The organism is Paraburkholderia lebeckiae, assembly GCF_050436325.1.
Classification (GTDB): Bacteria; Pseudomonadota; Gammaproteobacteria; order Burkholderiales; family Burkholderiaceae; genus Paraburkholderia; species Paraburkholderia tuberum.
Genome location: NZ_JBNDLZ010000003.1, coordinates 641,202 through 658,101, shown reverse-complemented (window position 1 = coordinate 658,101; position 16,900 = coordinate 641,202). Strand labels below are relative to the sequence as shown.

17 protein-coding genes are annotated in these 16,900 nt (G+C 65.1%); 14 read left to right on the top strand and 3 right to left on the bottom strand.

Annotated features, from left to right (window positions below; all coding sequences use genetic code 11):
- Positions 1 to 60 precede the first annotated feature (60 nt).
- The 6 genes from OKW44_RS20945 (at position 61) to OKW44_RS20920 (ending at position 5,593) form a co-directional block, all read left to right on the top strand.
- Complete coding sequence (locus tag OKW44_RS20945; protein ID WP_018418136.1) at positions 61 to 387, top strand: YbaB/EbfC family nucleoid-associated protein; 327 nt, start codon at positions 61 to 63, stop codon at positions 385 to 387.
- Between the two features lie 225 nt (positions 388 to 612).
- Entirely contained in the window at positions 613 to 1,209 is a 597-nt protein-coding gene (gene recR / locus OKW44_RS20940) for a recombination mediator RecR (protein ID WP_018418135.1), read from the top strand.
- Between the two features lie 108 nt (positions 1,210 to 1,317).
- Positions 1,318 to 2,559, top strand: coding sequence for a CaiB/BaiF CoA transferase family protein (locus tag OKW44_RS20935; protein WP_018418134.1), 1,242 nt, complete (start codon positions 1,318 to 1,320; stop codon positions 2,557 to 2,559).
- 160 nt (positions 2,560 to 2,719) lie between these two features.
- Positions 2,720 to 3,757 carry an ABC transporter substrate-binding protein gene (locus tag OKW44_RS20930; protein ID WP_018418133.1) on the top strand — a complete coding sequence of 346 codons (1,038 nt, stop codon included), beginning with the start codon at positions 2,720 to 2,722 and terminating at the stop codon, positions 3,755 to 3,757.
- Positions 3,758 to 3,884: 127 nt separating this feature from the next.
- On the top strand, positions 3,885 to 4,697 hold the full coding sequence (locus OKW44_RS20925) for an ABC transporter ATP-binding protein (RefSeq protein ID WP_018418132.1): 813 nt from the start codon (positions 3,885 to 3,887) through the stop codon (positions 4,695 to 4,697).
- A gap of 71 nt (positions 4,698 to 4,768) precedes the next feature.
- Complete coding sequence (locus OKW44_RS20920) at positions 4,769 to 5,593, top strand: ABC transporter permease (protein ID WP_018418131.1); 825 nt, start codon at positions 4,769 to 4,771, stop codon at positions 5,591 to 5,593.
- Positions 5,594 to 5,671: 78 nt separating this feature from the next.
- Here OKW44_RS20920 and OKW44_RS20915 read toward each other — a convergent pair whose 3' ends face one another.
- On the bottom strand, positions 5,672 to 6,646 hold the full coding sequence (locus OKW44_RS20915) for an NADPH:quinone oxidoreductase family protein (protein ID WP_018418130.1): 975 nt from the start codon (positions 6,644 to 6,646) through the stop codon (positions 5,672 to 5,674).
- A gap of 333 nt (positions 6,647 to 6,979) precedes the next feature.
- Between OKW44_RS20915 and surE the strand changes: the two genes are divergently transcribed.
- From surE to rlmD, 6 genes are all read left to right on the top strand, one after another.
- Positions 6,980 to 7,738, top strand: coding sequence for a 5'/3'-nucleotidase SurE (gene surE / locus OKW44_RS20910; protein WP_018418129.1), 759 nt, complete (start codon positions 6,980 to 6,982; stop codon positions 7,736 to 7,738).
- Positions 7,735 to 8,946: a protein-L-isoaspartate(D-aspartate) O-methyltransferase gene (locus OKW44_RS20905; protein WP_018418128.1), complete on the top strand. Its 1,212-nt coding sequence runs from the start codon at positions 7,735 to 7,737 to the stop codon at positions 8,944 to 8,946. Before surE ends, OKW44_RS20905 begins: the two co-directional genes overlap by 4 nt.
- A gap of 5 nt (positions 8,947 to 8,951) precedes the next feature.
- Positions 8,952 to 9,902: a peptidoglycan DD-metalloendopeptidase family protein gene (locus tag OKW44_RS20900; protein ID WP_026225410.1), complete on the top strand. Its 951-nt coding sequence runs from the start codon at positions 8,952 to 8,954 to the stop codon at positions 9,900 to 9,902.
- A gap of 11 nt (positions 9,903 to 9,913) precedes the next feature.
- On the top strand, positions 9,914 to 11,002 hold the full coding sequence (rpoS, locus tag OKW44_RS20895; protein ID WP_018418126.1) for an RNA polymerase sigma factor RpoS: 1,089 nt from the start codon (positions 9,914 to 9,916) through the stop codon (positions 11,000 to 11,002).
- Positions 11,003 to 11,006: 4 nt separating this feature from the next.
- Positions 11,007 to 11,783, top strand: coding sequence for a 3'-5' exonuclease (locus OKW44_RS20890; RefSeq protein ID WP_026225409.1), 777 nt, complete (start codon positions 11,007 to 11,009; stop codon positions 11,781 to 11,783).
- Positions 11,784 to 11,925: 142 nt separating this feature from the next.
- A complete protein-coding gene (gene rlmD / locus OKW44_RS20885; protein WP_026225408.1) occupies positions 11,926 to 13,356 on the top strand; it encodes a 23S rRNA (uracil(1939)-C(5))-methyltransferase RlmD in 1,431 nt (476 codons plus the stop codon).
- Positions 13,357 to 13,449: 93 nt separating this feature from the next.
- On the opposite strand, the gene OKW44_RS20880 is transcribed toward rlmD, so the two are convergent.
- Positions 13,450 to 14,310 (bottom strand): outer membrane protein assembly factor BamD, encoded by an 861-nt coding sequence (locus OKW44_RS20880; protein ID WP_035470089.1) that lies wholly within the window; start codon positions 14,308 to 14,310, stop codon positions 13,450 to 13,452.
- Between the two features lie 38 nt (positions 14,311 to 14,348).
- Between OKW44_RS20880 and OKW44_RS20875 the strand changes: the two genes are divergently transcribed.
- Together OKW44_RS20875 and pgeF are read left to right on the top strand one after the other, a co-directional pair.
- Positions 14,349 to 15,599, top strand: coding sequence for an RluA family pseudouridine synthase (locus OKW44_RS20875; protein ID WP_026225406.1), 1,251 nt, complete (start codon positions 14,349 to 14,351; stop codon positions 15,597 to 15,599).
- Positions 15,596 to 16,459 carry a peptidoglycan editing factor PgeF gene (pgeF, locus tag OKW44_RS20870; RefSeq protein WP_018418120.1) on the top strand — a complete coding sequence of 288 codons (864 nt, stop codon included), beginning with the start codon at positions 15,596 to 15,598 and terminating at the stop codon, positions 16,457 to 16,459. Before OKW44_RS20875 ends, pgeF begins: the two co-directional genes overlap by 4 nt.
- Positions 16,460 to 16,513: 54 nt before the next feature.
- Here pgeF and OKW44_RS20865 read toward each other — a convergent pair whose 3' ends face one another.
- Positions 16,514 to 16,762 carry a hypothetical protein gene (locus tag OKW44_RS20865; RefSeq protein ID WP_162633893.1) on the bottom strand — a complete coding sequence of 83 codons (249 nt, stop codon included), beginning with the start codon at positions 16,760 to 16,762 and terminating at the stop codon, positions 16,514 to 16,516.
- Positions 16,763 to 16,900 lie beyond the last annotated feature (138 nt).

Sequence of the window (16,900 nt, the reverse complement as noted above, 5' to 3'; positions counted from 1 at the left end):
GCGTCGTCGCAGCGCGGCGCCGGAATGCCAGATTTCACGCTATCTAGAAGGAGCACGTCCATGATGAAAGGCCAACTCGCCGGGCTGATGAAGCAAGCCCAGCAGATGCAGGAAAACATGAAGAAGATGCAGGAGCAACTCGCGCTGATCGAAGTCGAGGGGCAGTCGGGTGCCGGTCTCGTCAAGGTGACGATGACCTGCAAGAACGACGTGCGCCGCGTGTCGATCGACCCGAGCCTGCTCACCGACGACAAGGACATGCTGGAAGATCTCGTCGCCGCCGCGTTCAACGACGCCGTGCGCAAGGCCGAGGCGACCGCGCAGGAAAAGATGGGCGGCATGACCGCCGGCCTGCCGCTGCCGCCGGGTTTCAAGCTGCCGTTCTGAACCTGTTCCGATTGAGAAAGGGCTGAAGCGGGTGAGCGCCGCGGCGGTTCATTGCCGCGGTGCGAACGCAGACGCTCGCCGCCGCGCGCCGCGTGCAGGCTGGAAACATCGAACCTGCAGCCGCGCGTGAAAGCGTCGTCGGCGTGAAAGCGCGGCCCGGTTCGAGCAACACCCCCGCATCCCGATTTGCCCACCCGGGCACCACCCACGTCGACGCCGATCCGCATGAAACAACCTTCCGCCCTGTCGGCGCTCGTCGAAGCGCTGCGCGCGCTGCCCGGTGTCGGGCCGAAGTCCGCGCAGCGCATGGCGTATCACCTGATGCAGCACGATCGCGAAGGCGCCGAAAAGCTCGGGCGCTCGCTGTTGTTCGCGACCGAGCATCTGCGTCACTGCGAAAAGTGCAACACGTTTACCGAAGCGCAGATCTGCGAGGTCTGCCTCGATGAGGAGCGCGATCCGTCGCTGCTGTGCGTCGTCGAAACGCCGGCCGACCAGATCATGCTCGAACAGACGATGACCTATCGCGGCCTCTATTTCGTTCTGATGGGACGGTTGAGTCCGCTCGACGGCATCGGCCCGAAGGAAATCCATTTCGACCGGCTCGTGAAGCGCGCGTCGGATGGCGTCGTCAAGGAAGTCGTGCTGGCCACCAATTTCACCAACGAGGGCGAGGCCACCGCGCATTACCTCGGACAGACGCTGAAGGCGCGCGGCCTTGCCGTGACGCGTCTCGCGCGCGGCGTGCCGGTGGGCGGCGAGCTCGAGTATGTCGACGCGGGCACGATCGCGCGCGCGATGCTCGACCGTCGTTCGATGTAGCCAGGCGGCTTTCGTTGGCCGCCGTCATATCCGTCCAGGCACGCATCGTCGCAAGTCGTTGCAAGCCAGAGAGGCTGGGTACACAACGATGCAGAACCAAGGAGACTCATGAGCGCCACCCCCGAATCAGGCGCGAGCGCCGCACCGCATGACGCGTGCGGTCCGCTCGCCGGCGTCAAGGTGCTGGAACTCGGCACGCTGATCGCCGGGCCGTTCGCCGCGCGTTTTCTCGGCGAATTCGGCGCCGACGTCATCAAGATCGAAGACCCCAAAGGCGGCGACCCGCTGCGCAAATGGCGCAAGCTGTACCCGGAAGTCGGCGGTACGTCGCTGTGGTGGGCCGTGCAGGCGCGCAACAAGAAGTCCGTCACGGTCAACCTGAAAGCCGAAGAGGGCAAGGAGATCGTGCGGCGACTCGCGAAAGAGGCCGATATCGTCGTCGAGAATTTCCGGCCCGGTCTGCTCGAAAAGCTCGGGCTCGGCTACGACGTGCTGTCCGCCGACAACCCCGGCCTCGTGATGGTGCGTCTGTCGGGCTACGGCCAGACGGGCCCGTATCGCGACCGGCCCGGCTTCGGCGCGATCGCCGAGTCGATGGGCGGTCTGCGCCATATCACCGGCTATCCGGATCTGCCGCCGCCGCGCATCGGCATTTCGATCGGCGATTCGATCGCCGCGCTGCACGGTGTGATCGGCGCGCTGATGGCGCTGCATCACAAGCAGGTGAACGGCGGCAAGGGGCAGGTCGTCGACGTCGCGCTGTACGAGGCCGTCTTCAACATGATGGAAAGCGTAGTGCCCGAATACGGCGTCTACGGAATGGTGCGCGAGCGTACCGGCGCGTCTCTGCCGGGCATCGTGCCGTCGAATACGTATCCGTGCCGCGACGGCAGCATCGTGATCGGCGGCAATAGCGATCCGATCTTCAGGCGCCTGATGATCGCGATCGAACGCGACGATCTCGCGAACGATCCGACGCTCGCGCATAACGATGGCCGCGTGCCGCGCACGCAGGAAATCGACGCCGCGATCGGCGCGTGGCTGTCCACGCGCACGATCGACGAAGCGCTCGCGGTGCTGAACGCGGCCGACGTGCCGGTGGGCCGCATCTACAGCGTCGCCGACATGTTCACCGATCCGCAGTTCATCGCGCGGCAGATGATCCAGCGGTTCAAGTGGCGGGACGGCAAGGAAATCACGCTGCCCACGATTACGCCGAAGCTGTCGGCGACGCCCGGTGAGACGCGCTGGCTGGGGCCAGAACTGGGTGAACATACCGATGAAGTCCTGCAATCGCTAGGTTATGATGCTGACGGCATCGCGCGGTTGCGGGTGCAACAGATCGTTTGAGGCGCACAGCGCAACGCATAGAGAAAGGCGCGTAAAGCGCGGCGCTGACGCACGATTCGCGCCGCGCGACCGGCAGCCCCACACCGTGCCCAAGCGCTTGCGCAACCCGCACCCGGGCGGTCAAAAAGCCGGACTACAAAAAATCTGGAGACAACGGACCATGCAACGCAGAACCTTCCTCGCCGGCGGTGCGGCGCTCGCGGGCGCCTCGCTCGCGGCCACGCCGTTCGCTTTCGCACAGGGCAAGCCCGAGACCACCAAGGTCGCCATCGCGGTCGGCGGCAAGAACCTGTTCTACTACCTGCCGCTGACGATCGCCGAGCGCCGCAACTACTTCAAGGACGAGGGGCTCGAAGTCGAGATTTCCGACTTCGCGGGCGGCTCGCAGGCGTTGAAGGCGGCAGTCGGCGGAAGCGCCGACGTGGTCTCCGGCGCGTTCGAACATACGCTGCTGTTGCAGGCGCAAAAACAGATGTTCCGCGAATTCGTGCTGCAGGGCCGCGCGCCGCAGATCGTGCTCGCGGTGTCGAAGAAGACGATGCCGAACTACAAGTCGATCGCCGATCTGAAGGGCAAGAAGATCGGCGTGACCGCGCCGGGTTCGTCGACCTCGATCATGGCGAGCTTCGTCCTCGCGAAAGCGGGGCTCAGTCCGAAGGACGTCGCGTTCATCGGCGTGGGCGCCGGTGCCGGCGCGATCGCCGCACTGCAGTCCGGACAGATCGACGCGATCGCCAATCTCGATCCGGTCGTCACGCGCCTCGAGCGCGCCGGCGACGTGCGCGTCGTGTCGGACACCCGGACGCTCACCGATACGCACATCGTGTTCGGCGGCGACATGCCGGCGGGCTGCCTGTACGCCTCGCAGTCGTTCATCACGAAGAACCCGAACACCACGCAGGCGCTGACCAATGCGATGGTGCGCGCGCTCAAGTGGCTGCAGAACGCGAGCGGCAGCGAACTGATCAACACGGTGCCGGAGAGCTATCTGCTCGGCGACCGCGCGCTCTATCTCGACGCGTGGCAGCACGTGCGCGAAGCGATGTCGCCCGACGGCCTGATGCCCGCCGACGGTCCCGCGACGTCGCTGAAGACGCTGAAAGCGTTCGATCCGGTGATCCAGAACGCGCAGATCGATCTGTCGAAGACGTGGACCAACGACTTCGTGAAGAAGGCGCTCGCGACCGTCAAGGCATGAACGACGCGGCGCGCGCACAGGCGCATCGAATGGGACGTGGACAGGGCGATTCGCCGCGTCCACACCCGTCGCCCCAGCGTCGCCGCGACAATTCCCCGCTAACCCGATTCCCGAAGCGAGCCGTACGATGACCGTTGCTGCCCTGGCGCTCGAAAACATCACCTGCACGTTCGCCGCGCGTGACAACCGCGCACAGCGCTACACAGCGGTCAAGGACACGACGCTGCGTATCGAGCCCGGCGAGTTCGTGTCGGTCGTCGGGCCGACTGGCTGCGGCAAGTCCACGCTGCTGAACATCGGCGCGGGGCTGCTCCAGCCGTCGACGGGCGGCGTCAGCGTGTTCGGCGAAAAGCTCAGCGGCCTGAATCGCCGTGCGGGCTATATGTTCCAGGCAGATGCGCTGATGCCGTGGCGCTCGGCGCTCGACAACGTGACGGCCGGCCTGTCGTTTCACCGCGTGCCGGCCTCGGAAGCGCGCGCGAAGGCCGAAGAGTGGTTGAAGCGTGTCGGTCTGGGCGGCTTCGGCGACCGCTATCCGCATCAGCTGTCGGGCGGCATGCGCAAGCGCGTCGCGATGGCGCAGACGCTGATCCTCGACCCCGACATCATCCTCATGGACGAGCCGTTTTCCGCGCTGGATATTCAAACGCGGCAGCTGATGGAAAATGAGCTGCTCGATCTCTGGGCCGCGAAGCGCAAGGCCGTGCTGTTCATTACGCACGATCTCGACGAAGCGATCGCGATGTCGGATCGCGTGGTGGTACTGTCGGCCGGGCCTGCGACGCATCCGATCGGCGAGTTCCGGATCGATCTGCCGCGGCCGCGCGATGTGGCCGAAATCCGTTCGCATCCGCGCTTCGTCGAGTTGCATGCGCAGATCTGGGGTGTGCTGCGCGATGAGGTGCTCAAGGGTTATCAGCAGCAACTGACCGCTGTTTAAATGGGCCGCGCATCCCCGCCTGCGCATCGAAAAGAAGACGTGTTCAATAATCGTCCAAGGCAAACCAAGTCATGTGGAAGACGTTGCGCCCGAGCCGGGCGAATCTGGTGATCTGGCAGTGGCTGCTGCTCGTGCTGTGCTTCGTGCTGTGGTACGTGCTGACGAGCCCGACGCTGATACCGCCGTTTTATTTCGACGATCCGAACAAGGCGGCGTTTTTCTTTGGCGAGCCGCAGAAAGTACTGCAGCGGATCTGGGAATGGTTCACGGGCGGCGAGATCTATCTGCATCTGTGGATCACGCTCGTCGAGACCGTGCTCGCGTTCGTCTTTGGCACCGCGATCGGGCTCGGCGTCGGCCTGTGGCTCGCGCTCGCGCCGACCGCGAGCGCACTGTTCGATCCGTACGTGAAGGCCGCGAACTCGATGCCGCGCGTGATTCTCGCGCCGATCTTCGGCGTGTGGTTCGGCCTCGGCATCTGGTCGAAGGTCGCACTCGGCGTCACGCTAGTGTTCTTCATCGTGTTCTTCAACGTCTACCAGGGCGTGAAGGAAGTGAGTCCGATCGTGCTCGCGAACGCGCGCATGCTCGGCGCGAACCGTAAACAGCTGCTGCGTTTCGTCTATCTGCCGAGCGCGATGAGCTGGGTGTTTTCGAGCCTGCATACGTCGGTGGGGCTTGCGTTCGTCGGCTCGGTGGTGGGCGAGTATCTGGGCTCGGCGCGCGGCGTCGGCTATCTGATCCTGCAGGCCGAGGGCACCTTCGATATCAACACGGTGTTCGCGGGGATTCTGGTGTTGACCGCGTTCGCGCTGATTCTCGATGCGATCGTCGGGACCGCGGAGCGGCGTTTGATGAAGTGGCAGCCGCGCACCGGGGATACCGAGAAGCTGTGATCGTGGATCGCAAGCGGCGCGGCGGCCGAAATCGCAGTCGGCCGCCGCGCCGTTTTTGTTGCTCCTTTATTGGTTGTGCTACGGCGTGACGACCACCTTGCCTATCACGCGGCGCTCGGCCATGTCGCGCAACGCGCGGCCGGTGTCGTCGAGCGAGTAGCGGGCGGACACGTAGGGCTTGAGTTTGCCTTCACGAATCCAGCCGGTCATCTGCTCGAATGCCGCGCGATTGCGCTGGGGCTCACGCTTCGCGAAGTCGCCCCAGAACACGCCGATCACGCTTGCGCCCTTGAGCAACATCAGGTTCAGCGGCAGCCTTGGAATCTCGCCATTCGCAAAGCCGACCACCAGATAGCGCCCCCTCCAGCCGATGCTGCGAAACGCCGGCTCCGCATACACGCCGCCGACCGGGTCGTAGATCACGTCCGGACCTTTGCCGTCGGTGAGCGCCTTGATGCGCTCGCGCAGATCCTCGGTGTTGTAGTTGATCGTCGCGTCCGCGCCGTGCTTCACGCAGGTCGCGAGCTTTTCGTCGCTCGATGCCGCCGCGATCACGCGCGCGCCGAGCGCCTTGCCGATTTCGACCGCCGCCAGCCCGACCCCGCCGGCCGCGCCGAGCACGAGCATCGTCTCGCCCGGCTGCAGCGCGCCGCGATCGACCACCGCGTGATGCGAGGTGCCATACGCGAGCGTGAACGCGGCCGCGAGTTCGAACGACACGTCATCGTCGAGCGGCACGCAGGCCGCGGCGGGCGCAAGCGCCTGCTCGGCAAAACCGCCGGAGCCGGTGAACGCGGCCACGCGCGAACCAGGCTTGAACTGCGTGACGCCTTCGCCCACCGCGCGCACGATGCCCGCGGCTTCCGAACCGGGCGTGAACGGCAGCGGCGGCTTGAACTGGTATTTGTTCTCGATGATCAGCACGTCGGGAAAATTGACGGCCGCGGCCTTCACGTCGATCACGACGTGGCCAGGCGGCGCTTCGAGATCCGCCAGGTTGTCGACGACCAGGCTCTCGGGCGGCCCGTACTGCTTGCAGCGAATCGCGCGCATCGTGTCTCCGTATCGTTCAGGGTTTGCACTATTTTCGAGTGTAAAGCAAAGCGCACGATCGTGCTATTTGTTGCGCTGCGGGTTACGACACGCAGCGCGCTTTTGATGCGTCGCGCGCAAGCCGTATTGCATTGCACAGCGCGAAGCACGCACAGGTTGCCGATTCATCGACGGGCGCGCACGGCCGCGCATTCAGTGCGAAGCAGCATCTTTGCGTTCGATACAAGCATCTGCGCACCTGGAACATACGGGCTCGCACGAGGCTTGTGCACACCGCGCAGACACGCCGTCCATGTCGTTCGCGTGCCATCTTTCCTCGGTTACAATCGGCGCATGCGAATCCTACTCAGCAACGACGACGGTTATCTGGCGCCGGGCCTCGCCGCGCTTTACGAAGCGCTGAAGCCGATCGCCAACATCACCGTGATGGCTCCCGAACAGAACTGCAGCGCCGCGTCGAATTCCCTGACGCTGTGGCGGCCGCTGTCGGTCCTGCGTTCGGCGAACGGTTTCTACTACGTGAACGGCACGCCGACCGACTCGGTGCACATCGCACTGACCGGCATGCTCGACCATACACCGGACCTCGTCGTGTCGGGTATCAACAACGGCCAGAACATGGGCGACGACACGCTGTATTCCGGCACCGTCGCAGCCGCCACCGAAGGCATCATGTTCGGGGTGCCGGCCATCGCGTTCTCGCTCGTCGACAAAGACTGGGCGCATCTCGAAGACGCGGCCCGCGTTGCCGCCGAAATCGTCGAGCATTATCTCGCGCGGCCGTTGCCGGGACATCCGCTGCTGAACGTCAATATTCCTAACCTGCCGTATGACGAACTGCGCGGCTGGCAGATCACGCGACTCGGCAAACGTCATCCGTCGCAGCCGGTGATCCGCCAGACCAATCCGCGCGGCGAACCGATCTATTGGATCGGAGCCTCGGGCCAGGCGCGCGACGCGAGCGAAGGCACGGACTTCCATGCGGTGGCAAACGGCGCCGTGTCGATCACGCCGCTACAGCTCGATCTGACCTACACGCAAATGCTGCCCGCGGCGCGCGACTGGCTGCGCGCCGGGAGCGGCAGTTCATGACCGGCGAGCGCGCGAAGCGCTTTCCGCTAGGGCTCGAGGACCTGGTGCGCGAACCGCGCCGGCCCGAGGGACGTCCAGGTGAGATGCGCGCGGCGGCGCTCGCGGCGAGCGCGGCGTTGAACGCACGGCAGCCGTCGGCGAAGCCGACGCAGGGCGGCGCGGCCGCACGGGCGCAAGCGAGGACCTCAGTTGCTGCGCAATCCACGCCGGCGACGCGACCCCAGGTGATTCCCCAGGCGAAGACGCAAAGCGCTTCGTTCGGTACGTCAACGGCGGCGACCGGTGCGATGCCGCCAAAGCCGCAGGCCGCTCCTGTCGCGAAGACAACAGCGAACGCGTTCGCCGGTGCATTGGTGGGGCAGCCTGTCAAGCAAGCACCGAAGTCGTCGGTCAAGCCAGGCAAAACCTCGACGCATGCGTCTGGCCACAGCGCACGCGCGACACCATCGCCACTTCAGTCGCAACTGCAGCAAAGCGCGAAACCCGCGCTGAACGCCGCGTTGGCCGGTGCGATGGGCGGCGCATTCGGCGGCGCGAGCAGCGGCGCGATGAACAACGCCTTGGCGCTGACCTCGGAACGGGTTCGCGAACGCATGGTCGAACGCCTGCGAGCCAATGGCGTCAGCGATCAGCGTGTGCTGAACGCGATGGCGGCGGTGCCGCGCCACATGTTCGTCGATCCGGGTCTTGCGGCCCAGGCGTACGAAGATGCCGCGCTGCCGATCGGTCATCACCAGACTATCTCGAAGCCGTCGGTGGTTGCGCGAATGATCGAACTCGCGGCGGCCGGGCGCGCGCTGAACACCGTGCTCGAAATCGGCACCGGTTGCGGCTATCAGGCGGCGGTGCTGAGCCAGGTCGCACGCGAGGTTTATTCGATCGAGCGCATCAAGCCGCTGTCCGAGCGCGCGAAGACGAATCTGCGTCCGCTGCGCATTCCGAATATCCGGCTGCATTACGGCGACGGGCGGCTCGGTTTGCCGTCGGCGGCGCCGTTCGACGCGATCGTGATCGCGGCTGCCGGGCTCGACGTTCCGCAGGCGTTGATCGAGCAGCTCGCGATCGGCGGACGTCTGGTTGCGCCGGTCGGCTCACAGGAAGGACAGAGTCAGGTGCTGACGCTGGTCGAGCGCCTCGGCCCCGCGCAGTGGCGCGAGTCGCGGCTTGATCGCGTTTTCTTTGTACCCTTAAAATCCGGAGTGATTTGACACCGATGAGTATGTTGCGCGCGATGCAGAGAACCACCCCGAATACCCCCTTGACCGTAACCCAGCGCAGCGTGTGCGTGCTCGCCTTGTCCCTGTTGATGACGGCCTGTGCATCCCGGCTCGACCAGGCGCCCGTCGTCGACCGCTCCGGCGGCGGCACGCTCGCCACCGCGCAGGGCGCGGCGCAACCGGCGGTGCCGCTCGGCCCGCCGCCGCCCGGCTACTATCGCGTCAAGCCGGGCGATACGCTGTACCGCATTGCGCTCGAAAACGGCCAGAATTACCGCGACATCTCGACGTGGAACAACCTGACCAACCCGAATCAGATCGAGGTCGACCAGCTGCTGCGCGTCGTGCCGCCGGGCGCGAATACCGCGGCCATGACGCCGGGCGTGTCGACCGCGCCGATCGGCAGCACGGGGGCGGTGCAAAGCGCACCGCTGAACAACAACGCGCCGGCCGCGGTCGGCGCCGCGATGCCGCCGCTCTACGGCGGCGCGACGACCGGTACGCCCGCGAATGGTGCGGTAGCTGCGCCTCCGGCCAATCCCTCTGCGGCGAGCGCCGACATCGGCAGCGCAGCGGCGGGCAACGTAGCATTTGCATGGCCGGTGCGCGGTCCGCTGCTCAACACGTTCAACGACTCGACCAACAAGGGCGTCAATATCGGCGGCTCCGCGGGCGAGCCGGTTAAAGCGTCAGCCGATGGTCGCGTCGTCTATGCCGGAAATGGGCTGCGTGGTTACGGCAATCTCATTATCATCAAGCATGATGCAACTTATCTCACCGCGTATGCACACAACCGCTCTTTGATGGTAAAAGAGGGGGAAGCGGTTACGAAAGGGCAGAAGATCGCAGAGATGGGCAATAGCGATTCCGACCGTGTGATGTTGCATTTCGAAGTTCGCCGACAGGGTAAACCAGTCGACCCACTGAAGTATTTGCCGCCGCAATAAGCGATACGACCATGCCGAAATCGAAGCGCCGCCCGCCGCAAGCCGAGTCTGAGACGATCAGCGAAGTCACGTCTGCCGCAGTGGACGAAAGCGGCGCTTCGGAAGTGGAAGAAGAGGTCGCGGAGGAGCGCGATCTCGACGAACGCCAGAGCGGCCTCGACGACAGCGAGAGCGCTGACGCGCGCGAAACCACCGGCGAGGCGCCGCCCGACGCCGACGATTTCCGCGCACTGCTGCAGGCCGAACTCACGGCCGACACGATCCAGCATTATCTGAATCGCATCAGCGTGAAGCCGTTGCTCACCGTCGAGGAAGAGCAGAAATATTCGCGCCTTGCCAAGGCCGGCGAGTTCGAAGCGCGGCAGGTGATGATCGAGCGCAATCTGCGGCTGGTCGTCAGCATTGCCAAGGGTTATCTGAATCGCGGCGTGCCGCTGCTCGATCTGATCGAGGAGGGCAACCTCGGCCTCATGCACGCAATCGAAAAATTCGATCCGACGCGCGGCTTCCGTTTCTCGACCTACGCGACGTGGTGGATCCGCCAGAGCATCGAGCGCGCGATCATGAACCAGGCGCGTACGGTGCGATTGCCCGTGCATGTGATTCGTGAGCTCAACCAGGTGTTGCGCGCGAAGCGCCATCTGGAAAAGAACTCGATGAATTCGGGGGAGGCGGCCGAGCGCCGCGACGCGAGCATCGACGACATCGCTTATCTGACCGGCAAGACCACCGACGAAGTCACCGACATCCTCGCGCTGAACGAGCACACCGCCTCGCTCGATGCGCCGCTCGATCTCGATCCGGCGAGCAGCCTGCTCGATCTGCTGTCGGACGACCAGAGCCAGTCGCCAGACGCCGAAGTGCAGCATCGCGAGCTCGAAACACTGACACGCGCATGGCTCGCGCGTTTGTCGGACAAGCACCGCCATGTGATCGAGCGGCGCTTCGGTCTGAATCACATCGAGCCCGCCACGCTCGAGGAGCTGGCCGACGAAATGGGCCTCACGCGTGAGCGTGTGCGCCAGATCCAACAGGAAGCGCTGGTGCGACTGAAGCGCTTCTTTGCCTCAAACGGTGTCCGCAAAGACGCCGTTCTCTGACCTGATGACACCGATTCTTGTTTTCGACATCGAGACGATTCCCGATGTCGCCGGCATCCGCCGGCTTGAAGATTTGCCCGCGTCGATGAGCGACGCCGACGTCGCCGGGCACGCGTTCGCCGCACGCCGCGAAAAAACTGGCAGCGATTTTCTGCCGCATCACCTCCAGCGGGTCGCGGCGATTTCCTGCGTGTTCCGTGACAACAACGGTTTTCGCGTGCGCTCGCTCGGTACGCCCGATGACAGCGAGGCGACGCTCGTGCAGTCGTTCTATCGCGTGATCGAAAAGTACACGCCGCAACTCGTGTCGTGGAACGGCGGCGGTTTCGATCTGCCGGTGCTCAACTACCGGGCGCTCGTCAACGGCATCCCCGCCTACCGGTTCTGGGATCTCGGCGAGGACGACCGCGACTTCAAGTGGAACAACTACATCAGCCGCTACCACGCGCGACACACCGACCTGATGGACGTGCTCGCGATGTACCAGGCGCGCGCGAACGCGCCGCTCGACGCGCTCGCGAAGATGTGCGGCTTTCCGGGCAAGATGGGCATGGACGGCAGTCAGGTGTGGCAGGCGTTCCAGCAAGGGCGCATCGAGGAAATCCGCAATTACTGCGAGACCGACGTCGTCAATACGTACCTGCTGTATTGCCGCTTCCAACTGATGCGCGGTGGCTTTTCGCCGTCGGAGTATGCTGACGAGATCAACCTCGTGAAGAACGCGCTCGCGCTGGAAAGCGCACCGCAGTGGGCCGAGTATCTGGCGGCGTTCGAGCAGTAAGCGCGCGCGAGCAGAGCCTCCGCCGAGGAGCCGCAATCCGGGCCGCGATCCGCGTGTGGTCCGCACCGCATCGCAGGCAGGCAGGCCCGGCGCTTCGTCTACAATCTCGCCTTTCCCCCATCGTTCGTCAGGAAGTCCGCAGGTGTCCCGAACTGCCCCCCAACGTCGCTCGCCGCGGCGCTCATCGAAGCATGCCAGAGCGCACGCCCCGGCGCCGGCGCCCGTCATTACCGGCAACGAACCGCTCATCGAAATCGTTTCGCTCGATATGGAAGCGCGCGGCGTGGGCCGCACCACGAGCGAAGACGGCACGCCAGGCAAGGTCGTGTTCGTCGAAGGTGCGCTGCCGGGTGAACTCGTCAGTTATTCGACGCATCGCAGCAAGCCGAAATTCGAGCAGGCCGAAGTCGTCCAGGTATTCCGCGAAAGCGTGATCCGCACGACGCCGAAATGCACGTACTTCAATATCTGCGGCGGCTGCTCGATGCAGCATCTCGACATGCGCGCGCAGGTGGCGGTCAAGCAGCGCGTGCTCGAGGACAACCTGCAGCATCTGGCGAAGCTGCGCCCCGAAACGGTGTTCCGGCCGATTGACGGACCGTCCTGGGGTTATCGCTATCGTGCGCGGCTCGCGGTGCGCTACCTGCCGGAGCGCGGCGGCATGCGCATCGGCTTTCACGAGAAAAAGAGCAGCTATATCGCCGACATGAAGACCTGCGAGGTGCTGCCGCCGCATGTATCGGCGATGCTGATGCCGCTGCGTTTCATGGTCCGCAAGCTGTCTATCTACGACCGCATGCCGCAGCTCGAGCTCGCGGTCGGCTCGTCGGTCACGGCGCTCGTCGTGCGCAACCTCGAACCGCTGACGGCCGGGGACGAGCAGGTGCTGCGCGAGTTCGCGGACGAGCACAAGGTGCAGTTCTGGATCCAGCCGGGCGGTCCCGACACGGTCACGCCGCTTTATCCTCTCGACGCGCAGCTCGACTACACGCTGCCCGAATACGGCATCCGTATGCCGTTCAAGCCAACTGATTTCACCCAGGTCAATCACGCGATCAACCGCGTGCTGGTGAGCCGCGCGTTGCGCCTGCTGGCGCCGGCACGCACCGACCGCGTGCTCGACCTGTTCTGCGGGATCGGCAACTTCACGCTGCCGCTCGCGCGAATCTCGCGGGAAGTGGTCGGTATCGAGGGTAGCGAAGTGCTGACCCAGCGCGCGCTCGCGAATGCGGAGCTGAATGGTGTCGCCGGGCACACGTCGTTCGCGTGCCGCAACCTGTTCGAGGTCACCGCCGACGACTTGCGCGCGCTCGGCCAGTTCGACAAGTTCCTCGTCGATCCGCCGCGCGAAGGCGCGCTCGCGATCGCGAAGGCGCTCGCGGAGATTGCGCAGAGCGGCAACGGGCCGCTGCCGAAGCGCATCGTCTATGTGTCGTGCGCGCCGGCCACGCTCGCGCGCGATGCCGGGCTGCTCGTGCATGAGGCCGGTTATCGGCTGGTGGGCGCGGGCGTCGTCAATATGTTCCCGCATACGTCGCACGTGGAATCGATTGCGCTGTTCGAGCGCGATTGAGTCTCGCGGCGCGCATAAACGAAAACGCCACGACCGAGGTCGTGGCGTTTTCGTTTTCAGACGAAGGTCAGTGTGCCGTCGGCGCGTGAGGCGTCAGAACTGCCACCACGACTTCACCGTGCCGGGCCGTGCGCGGCCGGTCACGTACGGGCTGTCGGGGAAGGTGCCGGCCAGCACGCGACGAGTGTCGTCGGCGAGTTGCTGGTTGTTCAGCTTCTCGTACGACAGGATCATGATGTGCAGCGCGTCTTCGATGGCCGGCGTGTTCTTGTACTCGCGCAATGCGAGCTGCGCACGATTGATCGCGGCGACATAGGCGCCGCGGCGATAGTAGTAGTCCGCGGCGTGGACTTCGTGCGATGCGAGCGCATTCACGATGTAGCGCATGCGCTGGGCGGCGTCCGGCGCATACTTGCTGTTCGGGAAGCGGTCCACCACGACCTTGAACGCGTCATACGACTCGCGCAGCGACTTCGGATCGCGCTCGCTCATATCCTGGCCCGAGAAGCGGCCGAACAGACCGAGGTCGTCGTTGAAGTGGATCATGCCCTTCAGGTAATACGCGTAGGCGATGTCCGGATGATCCGGGTGCAGCTGGATGAAGCGGTCGATGGCCTGGTCGGCGGCGGCGTTTTCGTTGTCTTTCCAGTTGCAGTACGCGACGTTGATCTGCGCCTGCTGGGCGAAGTGGCCGAACGGGTCGCGGCCCTCGAGCAGCTCGAAATACTTCGCGCACTTGCCCCAGTCGCCACCGGTCAGGGCGTCGTTCGCCTCCGTATATAATTTGTTGTTGTTCCACGCTGCCGTTTCGTCGGTCTTCTCCGGCAGGCCGTGGCAAGCCGCAACAGCGACGACGGCCGCGGCGCACGCAATGTATCCGGCCACTTTCCGGGCCGCCTTCTTAATGGCCGCCAAATTGATCGACGCTTCAGTGATGGTGTTCAAGGCTCGCATTTTCCAGTCTAGCTTTACGTCCAGGTGACCCAGATTCAATGACCCGCTCAAATACTCCAGGCGCCGCAGGCGCCGGGAATAGCAACGAAGATTATAGCGTAAGCGCCGACCCAGCCGACGCGTTGGGCGCCGATTCCGTCGACGACGATTTCTCCGGCGACGCGCTCGCCGCAAGCAGCCCGCAAGGCTCTGCGGCCACGGCGGCACCCGTGCCCGTGCGCGCGGCCGACGAAGCGCCGCGCAGCGTCGTGGTACCCGACGAACTGGCGGGCGAGCGCCTCGACAAGGTGCTGGCCAAAGTATTCCCGGAGTTCTCGCGCAGCCGTCTGCAAAGCTGGATCGAGGCGCAGCGGGTGCGCGTCGACGGCAAGGCGGCGAAGATCCGCCAGCCGGTGCCGCTTGGCGCGACGATCGAACTCGTGCCCGATCTGCTGCCCGAACAGCTCGCCTTCACGCCCGAGCCGGTGCCGCTCGACATCGTCTACGAGGACGACACGCTCGTCGTCATCAACAAGCCGGCCGGCATGGTCGTGCATCCGGCGGCTGGCAACTGGAGCGGCACCGTGCTGAACGGGCTGCTCTACCGCTACGGCGAGTCCGCGGCGGGTCTGCCGCGCGCGGGCATCGTGCATCGGCTCGACAAGGAGACCTCGGGGCTGATGGTGGTCGCGCGCACGCTCGAGGCGCAGACCGACCTCGTGCGCCAGTTGCAGGCTCGCACGGTCAAGCGCCGCTACCTCGTGCTCGTGTGGGGCAACCTGCCCGACGAAGGCACGATCGACGCGCCGATCGGCCGCGATCCGCGCGAGCGCACGCGCATGGCCGTGGTGACGGGCGCGGCCGGCAAGCCGGCGCGCACGCATTTCCGGCGCGTGTCCTCGGCGATCTGGCAGCGTCAGCCGGTCACGGCGATTCATTGCGATCTGGAGACGGGGCGCACGCATCAGATTCGCGTGCATTGCGCGCACATCGGTCATCCGTTGCTCGGCGATCCCGTGTACGGACGCGCGCGCGGCAAGCGCTCGGTCACGCCGCTGCCAGACGGCTTCGCGCGCCAGGCGCTGCACGCGTGGCGGCTCGGCCTGATTCATCCGAAGACCGGCCGCTCGATGCAGTGGCGCGCCGACGTGCCGGCCGACATCGAGGCGTTGTCGGCCGCGCTCGGTCTGGGTCGCGACGACGCGGGCGAGTTCGACGATGCGTATGGCGAGGATGAGGACTACGATGCGTCGTTCGACGACGGCGCGTACGATGAAGACAGCGACCACGACGAGGACGATCACGCATGAGCACCAATCTGCCGGAGCTGGGTTTTGCCGATGTCGTGCAACCCGCATGGAACGTGTCGCCGCGCGTGCGCGCGCTCGTGACCACCCGCGACGGCGGCGTCAGCAACGCGCCGTTCGGCCGCTGGCGCGACGGCGCCGACCAGCCCGGCGGGCTGAATCTGGGCATGAAGACCGGCGACGATCCCGCCGCGGTCGCGGGCAATCGCGCACGGCTCGTCGCGCTTACCGGTGTTCGCGAGGCCGCGTGGCTCGAACAGATCCATGGCGCCGGCATCGTCCGCGCCGAGGATGCGATCGCGCACGCGCGCGAGCATGGTGCGCCGGCGCGCGCCGACGCGAGCGTCACCGATCGCGCGGGCATCGCGTGCGTCGTCATGGTCGCCGATTGCATGCCGGTGCTGTTGTGCGACGAAGCGGGGCGCGCGGTCGGCGCCGCGCATGCCGGGTGGCGCGGACTCGCGGCGGGCATCGTCGAGCAGACCGCCGCGCGGGTCGCGGCGCTGGCGGACGTGCGCGCGAGCGAGCTGCATGCGTACCTCGGACCGTCGATCGGGCCCACCGCGTTCGAAGTCGGCGCAGACGTGCGTGACGCCTTCATGACCGTTGCCGACGATGCACAACTCGACGCGACCGCGAAGGCGTTCGTCGCGCATCCCGGGAATGCCGGCAAATATCTCGCCGATCTGCCGGCGCTGGCGCGCCTGCGCCTGCAGCGGCTCGGCCTTACGCGCATCAGCGGCGGCGATCTGTGCACGGTCACGTTGCGCGAGCGTTTTTATTCGTATCGCCGTGATCGCGAGACCGGACGCATGGCCGCGTTGATCTGGATCGACGAACAGGCGCAATCAATTGCCGATTAATTCGGAATGGTGCGCGGGCGCATCTTGTCATACTTTTAAAATCGAACGGTTGTTTTATTTCGCGTGAATGCGCATCGGTTCGTTAATCGCGAATCCCACTGCCGGCCCATCGCTGAGGGCCCGTTGGCCGGCCTTCACACGCATCTTTTGTTGCGCTGCCGGAAGGCCCGCCGATAGCGCGAATCGCCCGCCGGCTGTGTGGGTGATCGAACGAATAAATATGCTTAAATGCCATGCGCCGTAGGAGTTTTTTTGATTTACCCCGGCAAGCATCATTTGATTCGTTAACGCGCGATTTGCCATACAGGGAAAACGATAATTAAAAAACTATCGCACTGCGGCAAAATCGGGAACAAGCATTGACATGCCTTGTGATGGGGAGCAAGAATGTTCCTCCCAAGCTCCTCGTCGTTCATGGGACAGGGCGTGACGAAGTCGCGA

Excerpts from the sequence above, each read along its gene's own strand:
- OKW44_RS20945 (WP_018418136.1), top strand. The coding sequence starts at position 61 with ATGATGAAAGGCCAACTCGCCGGGCTGATGAAGCAAGCCCAGCAGATG.
- recR (WP_018418135.1), top strand. The coding sequence starts at position 613 with ATGAAACAACCTTCCGCCCTGTCGGCGCTCGTCGAAGCGCTGCGCGCG.
- OKW44_RS20935 (WP_018418134.1), top strand. The coding sequence starts at position 1,318 with ATGAGCGCCACCCCCGAATCAGGCGCGAGCGCCGCACCGCATGACGCG.
- OKW44_RS20930 (WP_018418133.1), top strand. The coding sequence starts at position 2,720 with ATGCAACGCAGAACCTTCCTCGCCGGCGGTGCGGCGCTCGCGGGCGCC.
- OKW44_RS20925 (WP_018418132.1), top strand. The coding sequence starts at position 3,885 with ATGACCGTTGCTGCCCTGGCGCTCGAAAACATCACCTGCACGTTCGCC.
- OKW44_RS20920 (WP_018418131.1), top strand. The coding sequence starts at position 4,769 with ATGTGGAAGACGTTGCGCCCGAGCCGGGCGAATCTGGTGATCTGGCAG.
- OKW44_RS20915 (WP_018418130.1), bottom strand. The coding sequence starts at position 6,646 with ATGCGCGCGATTCGCTGCAAGCAGTACGGGCCGCCCGAGAGCCTGGTC.
- surE (WP_018418129.1), top strand. The coding sequence starts at position 6,980 with ATGCGAATCCTACTCAGCAACGACGACGGTTATCTGGCGCCGGGCCTC.
- OKW44_RS20905 (WP_018418128.1), top strand. The coding sequence starts at position 7,735 with ATGACCGGCGAGCGCGCGAAGCGCTTTCCGCTAGGGCTCGAGGACCTG.
- OKW44_RS20900 (WP_026225410.1), top strand. The coding sequence starts at position 8,952 with ATGAGTATGTTGCGCGCGATGCAGAGAACCACCCCGAATACCCCCTTG.
- rpoS (WP_018418126.1), top strand. The coding sequence starts at position 9,914 with ATGCCGAAATCGAAGCGCCGCCCGCCGCAAGCCGAGTCTGAGACGATC.
- OKW44_RS20890 (WP_026225409.1), top strand. The coding sequence starts at position 11,007 with ATGACACCGATTCTTGTTTTCGACATCGAGACGATTCCCGATGTCGCC.
- OKW44_RS20880 (WP_035470089.1), bottom strand. The coding sequence starts at position 14,310 with ATGCGAGCCTTGAACACCATCACTGAAGCGTCGATCAATTTGGCGGCC.
- OKW44_RS20875 (WP_026225406.1), top strand. The coding sequence starts at position 14,349 with ATGACCCGCTCAAATACTCCAGGCGCCGCAGGCGCCGGGAATAGCAAC.
- pgeF (WP_018418120.1), top strand. The coding sequence starts at position 15,596 with ATGAGCACCAATCTGCCGGAGCTGGGTTTTGCCGATGTCGTGCAACCC.
- OKW44_RS20865 (WP_162633893.1), bottom strand. The coding sequence starts at position 16,762 with ATGGCAAATCGCGCGTTAACGAATCAAATGATGCTTGCCGGGGTAAAT.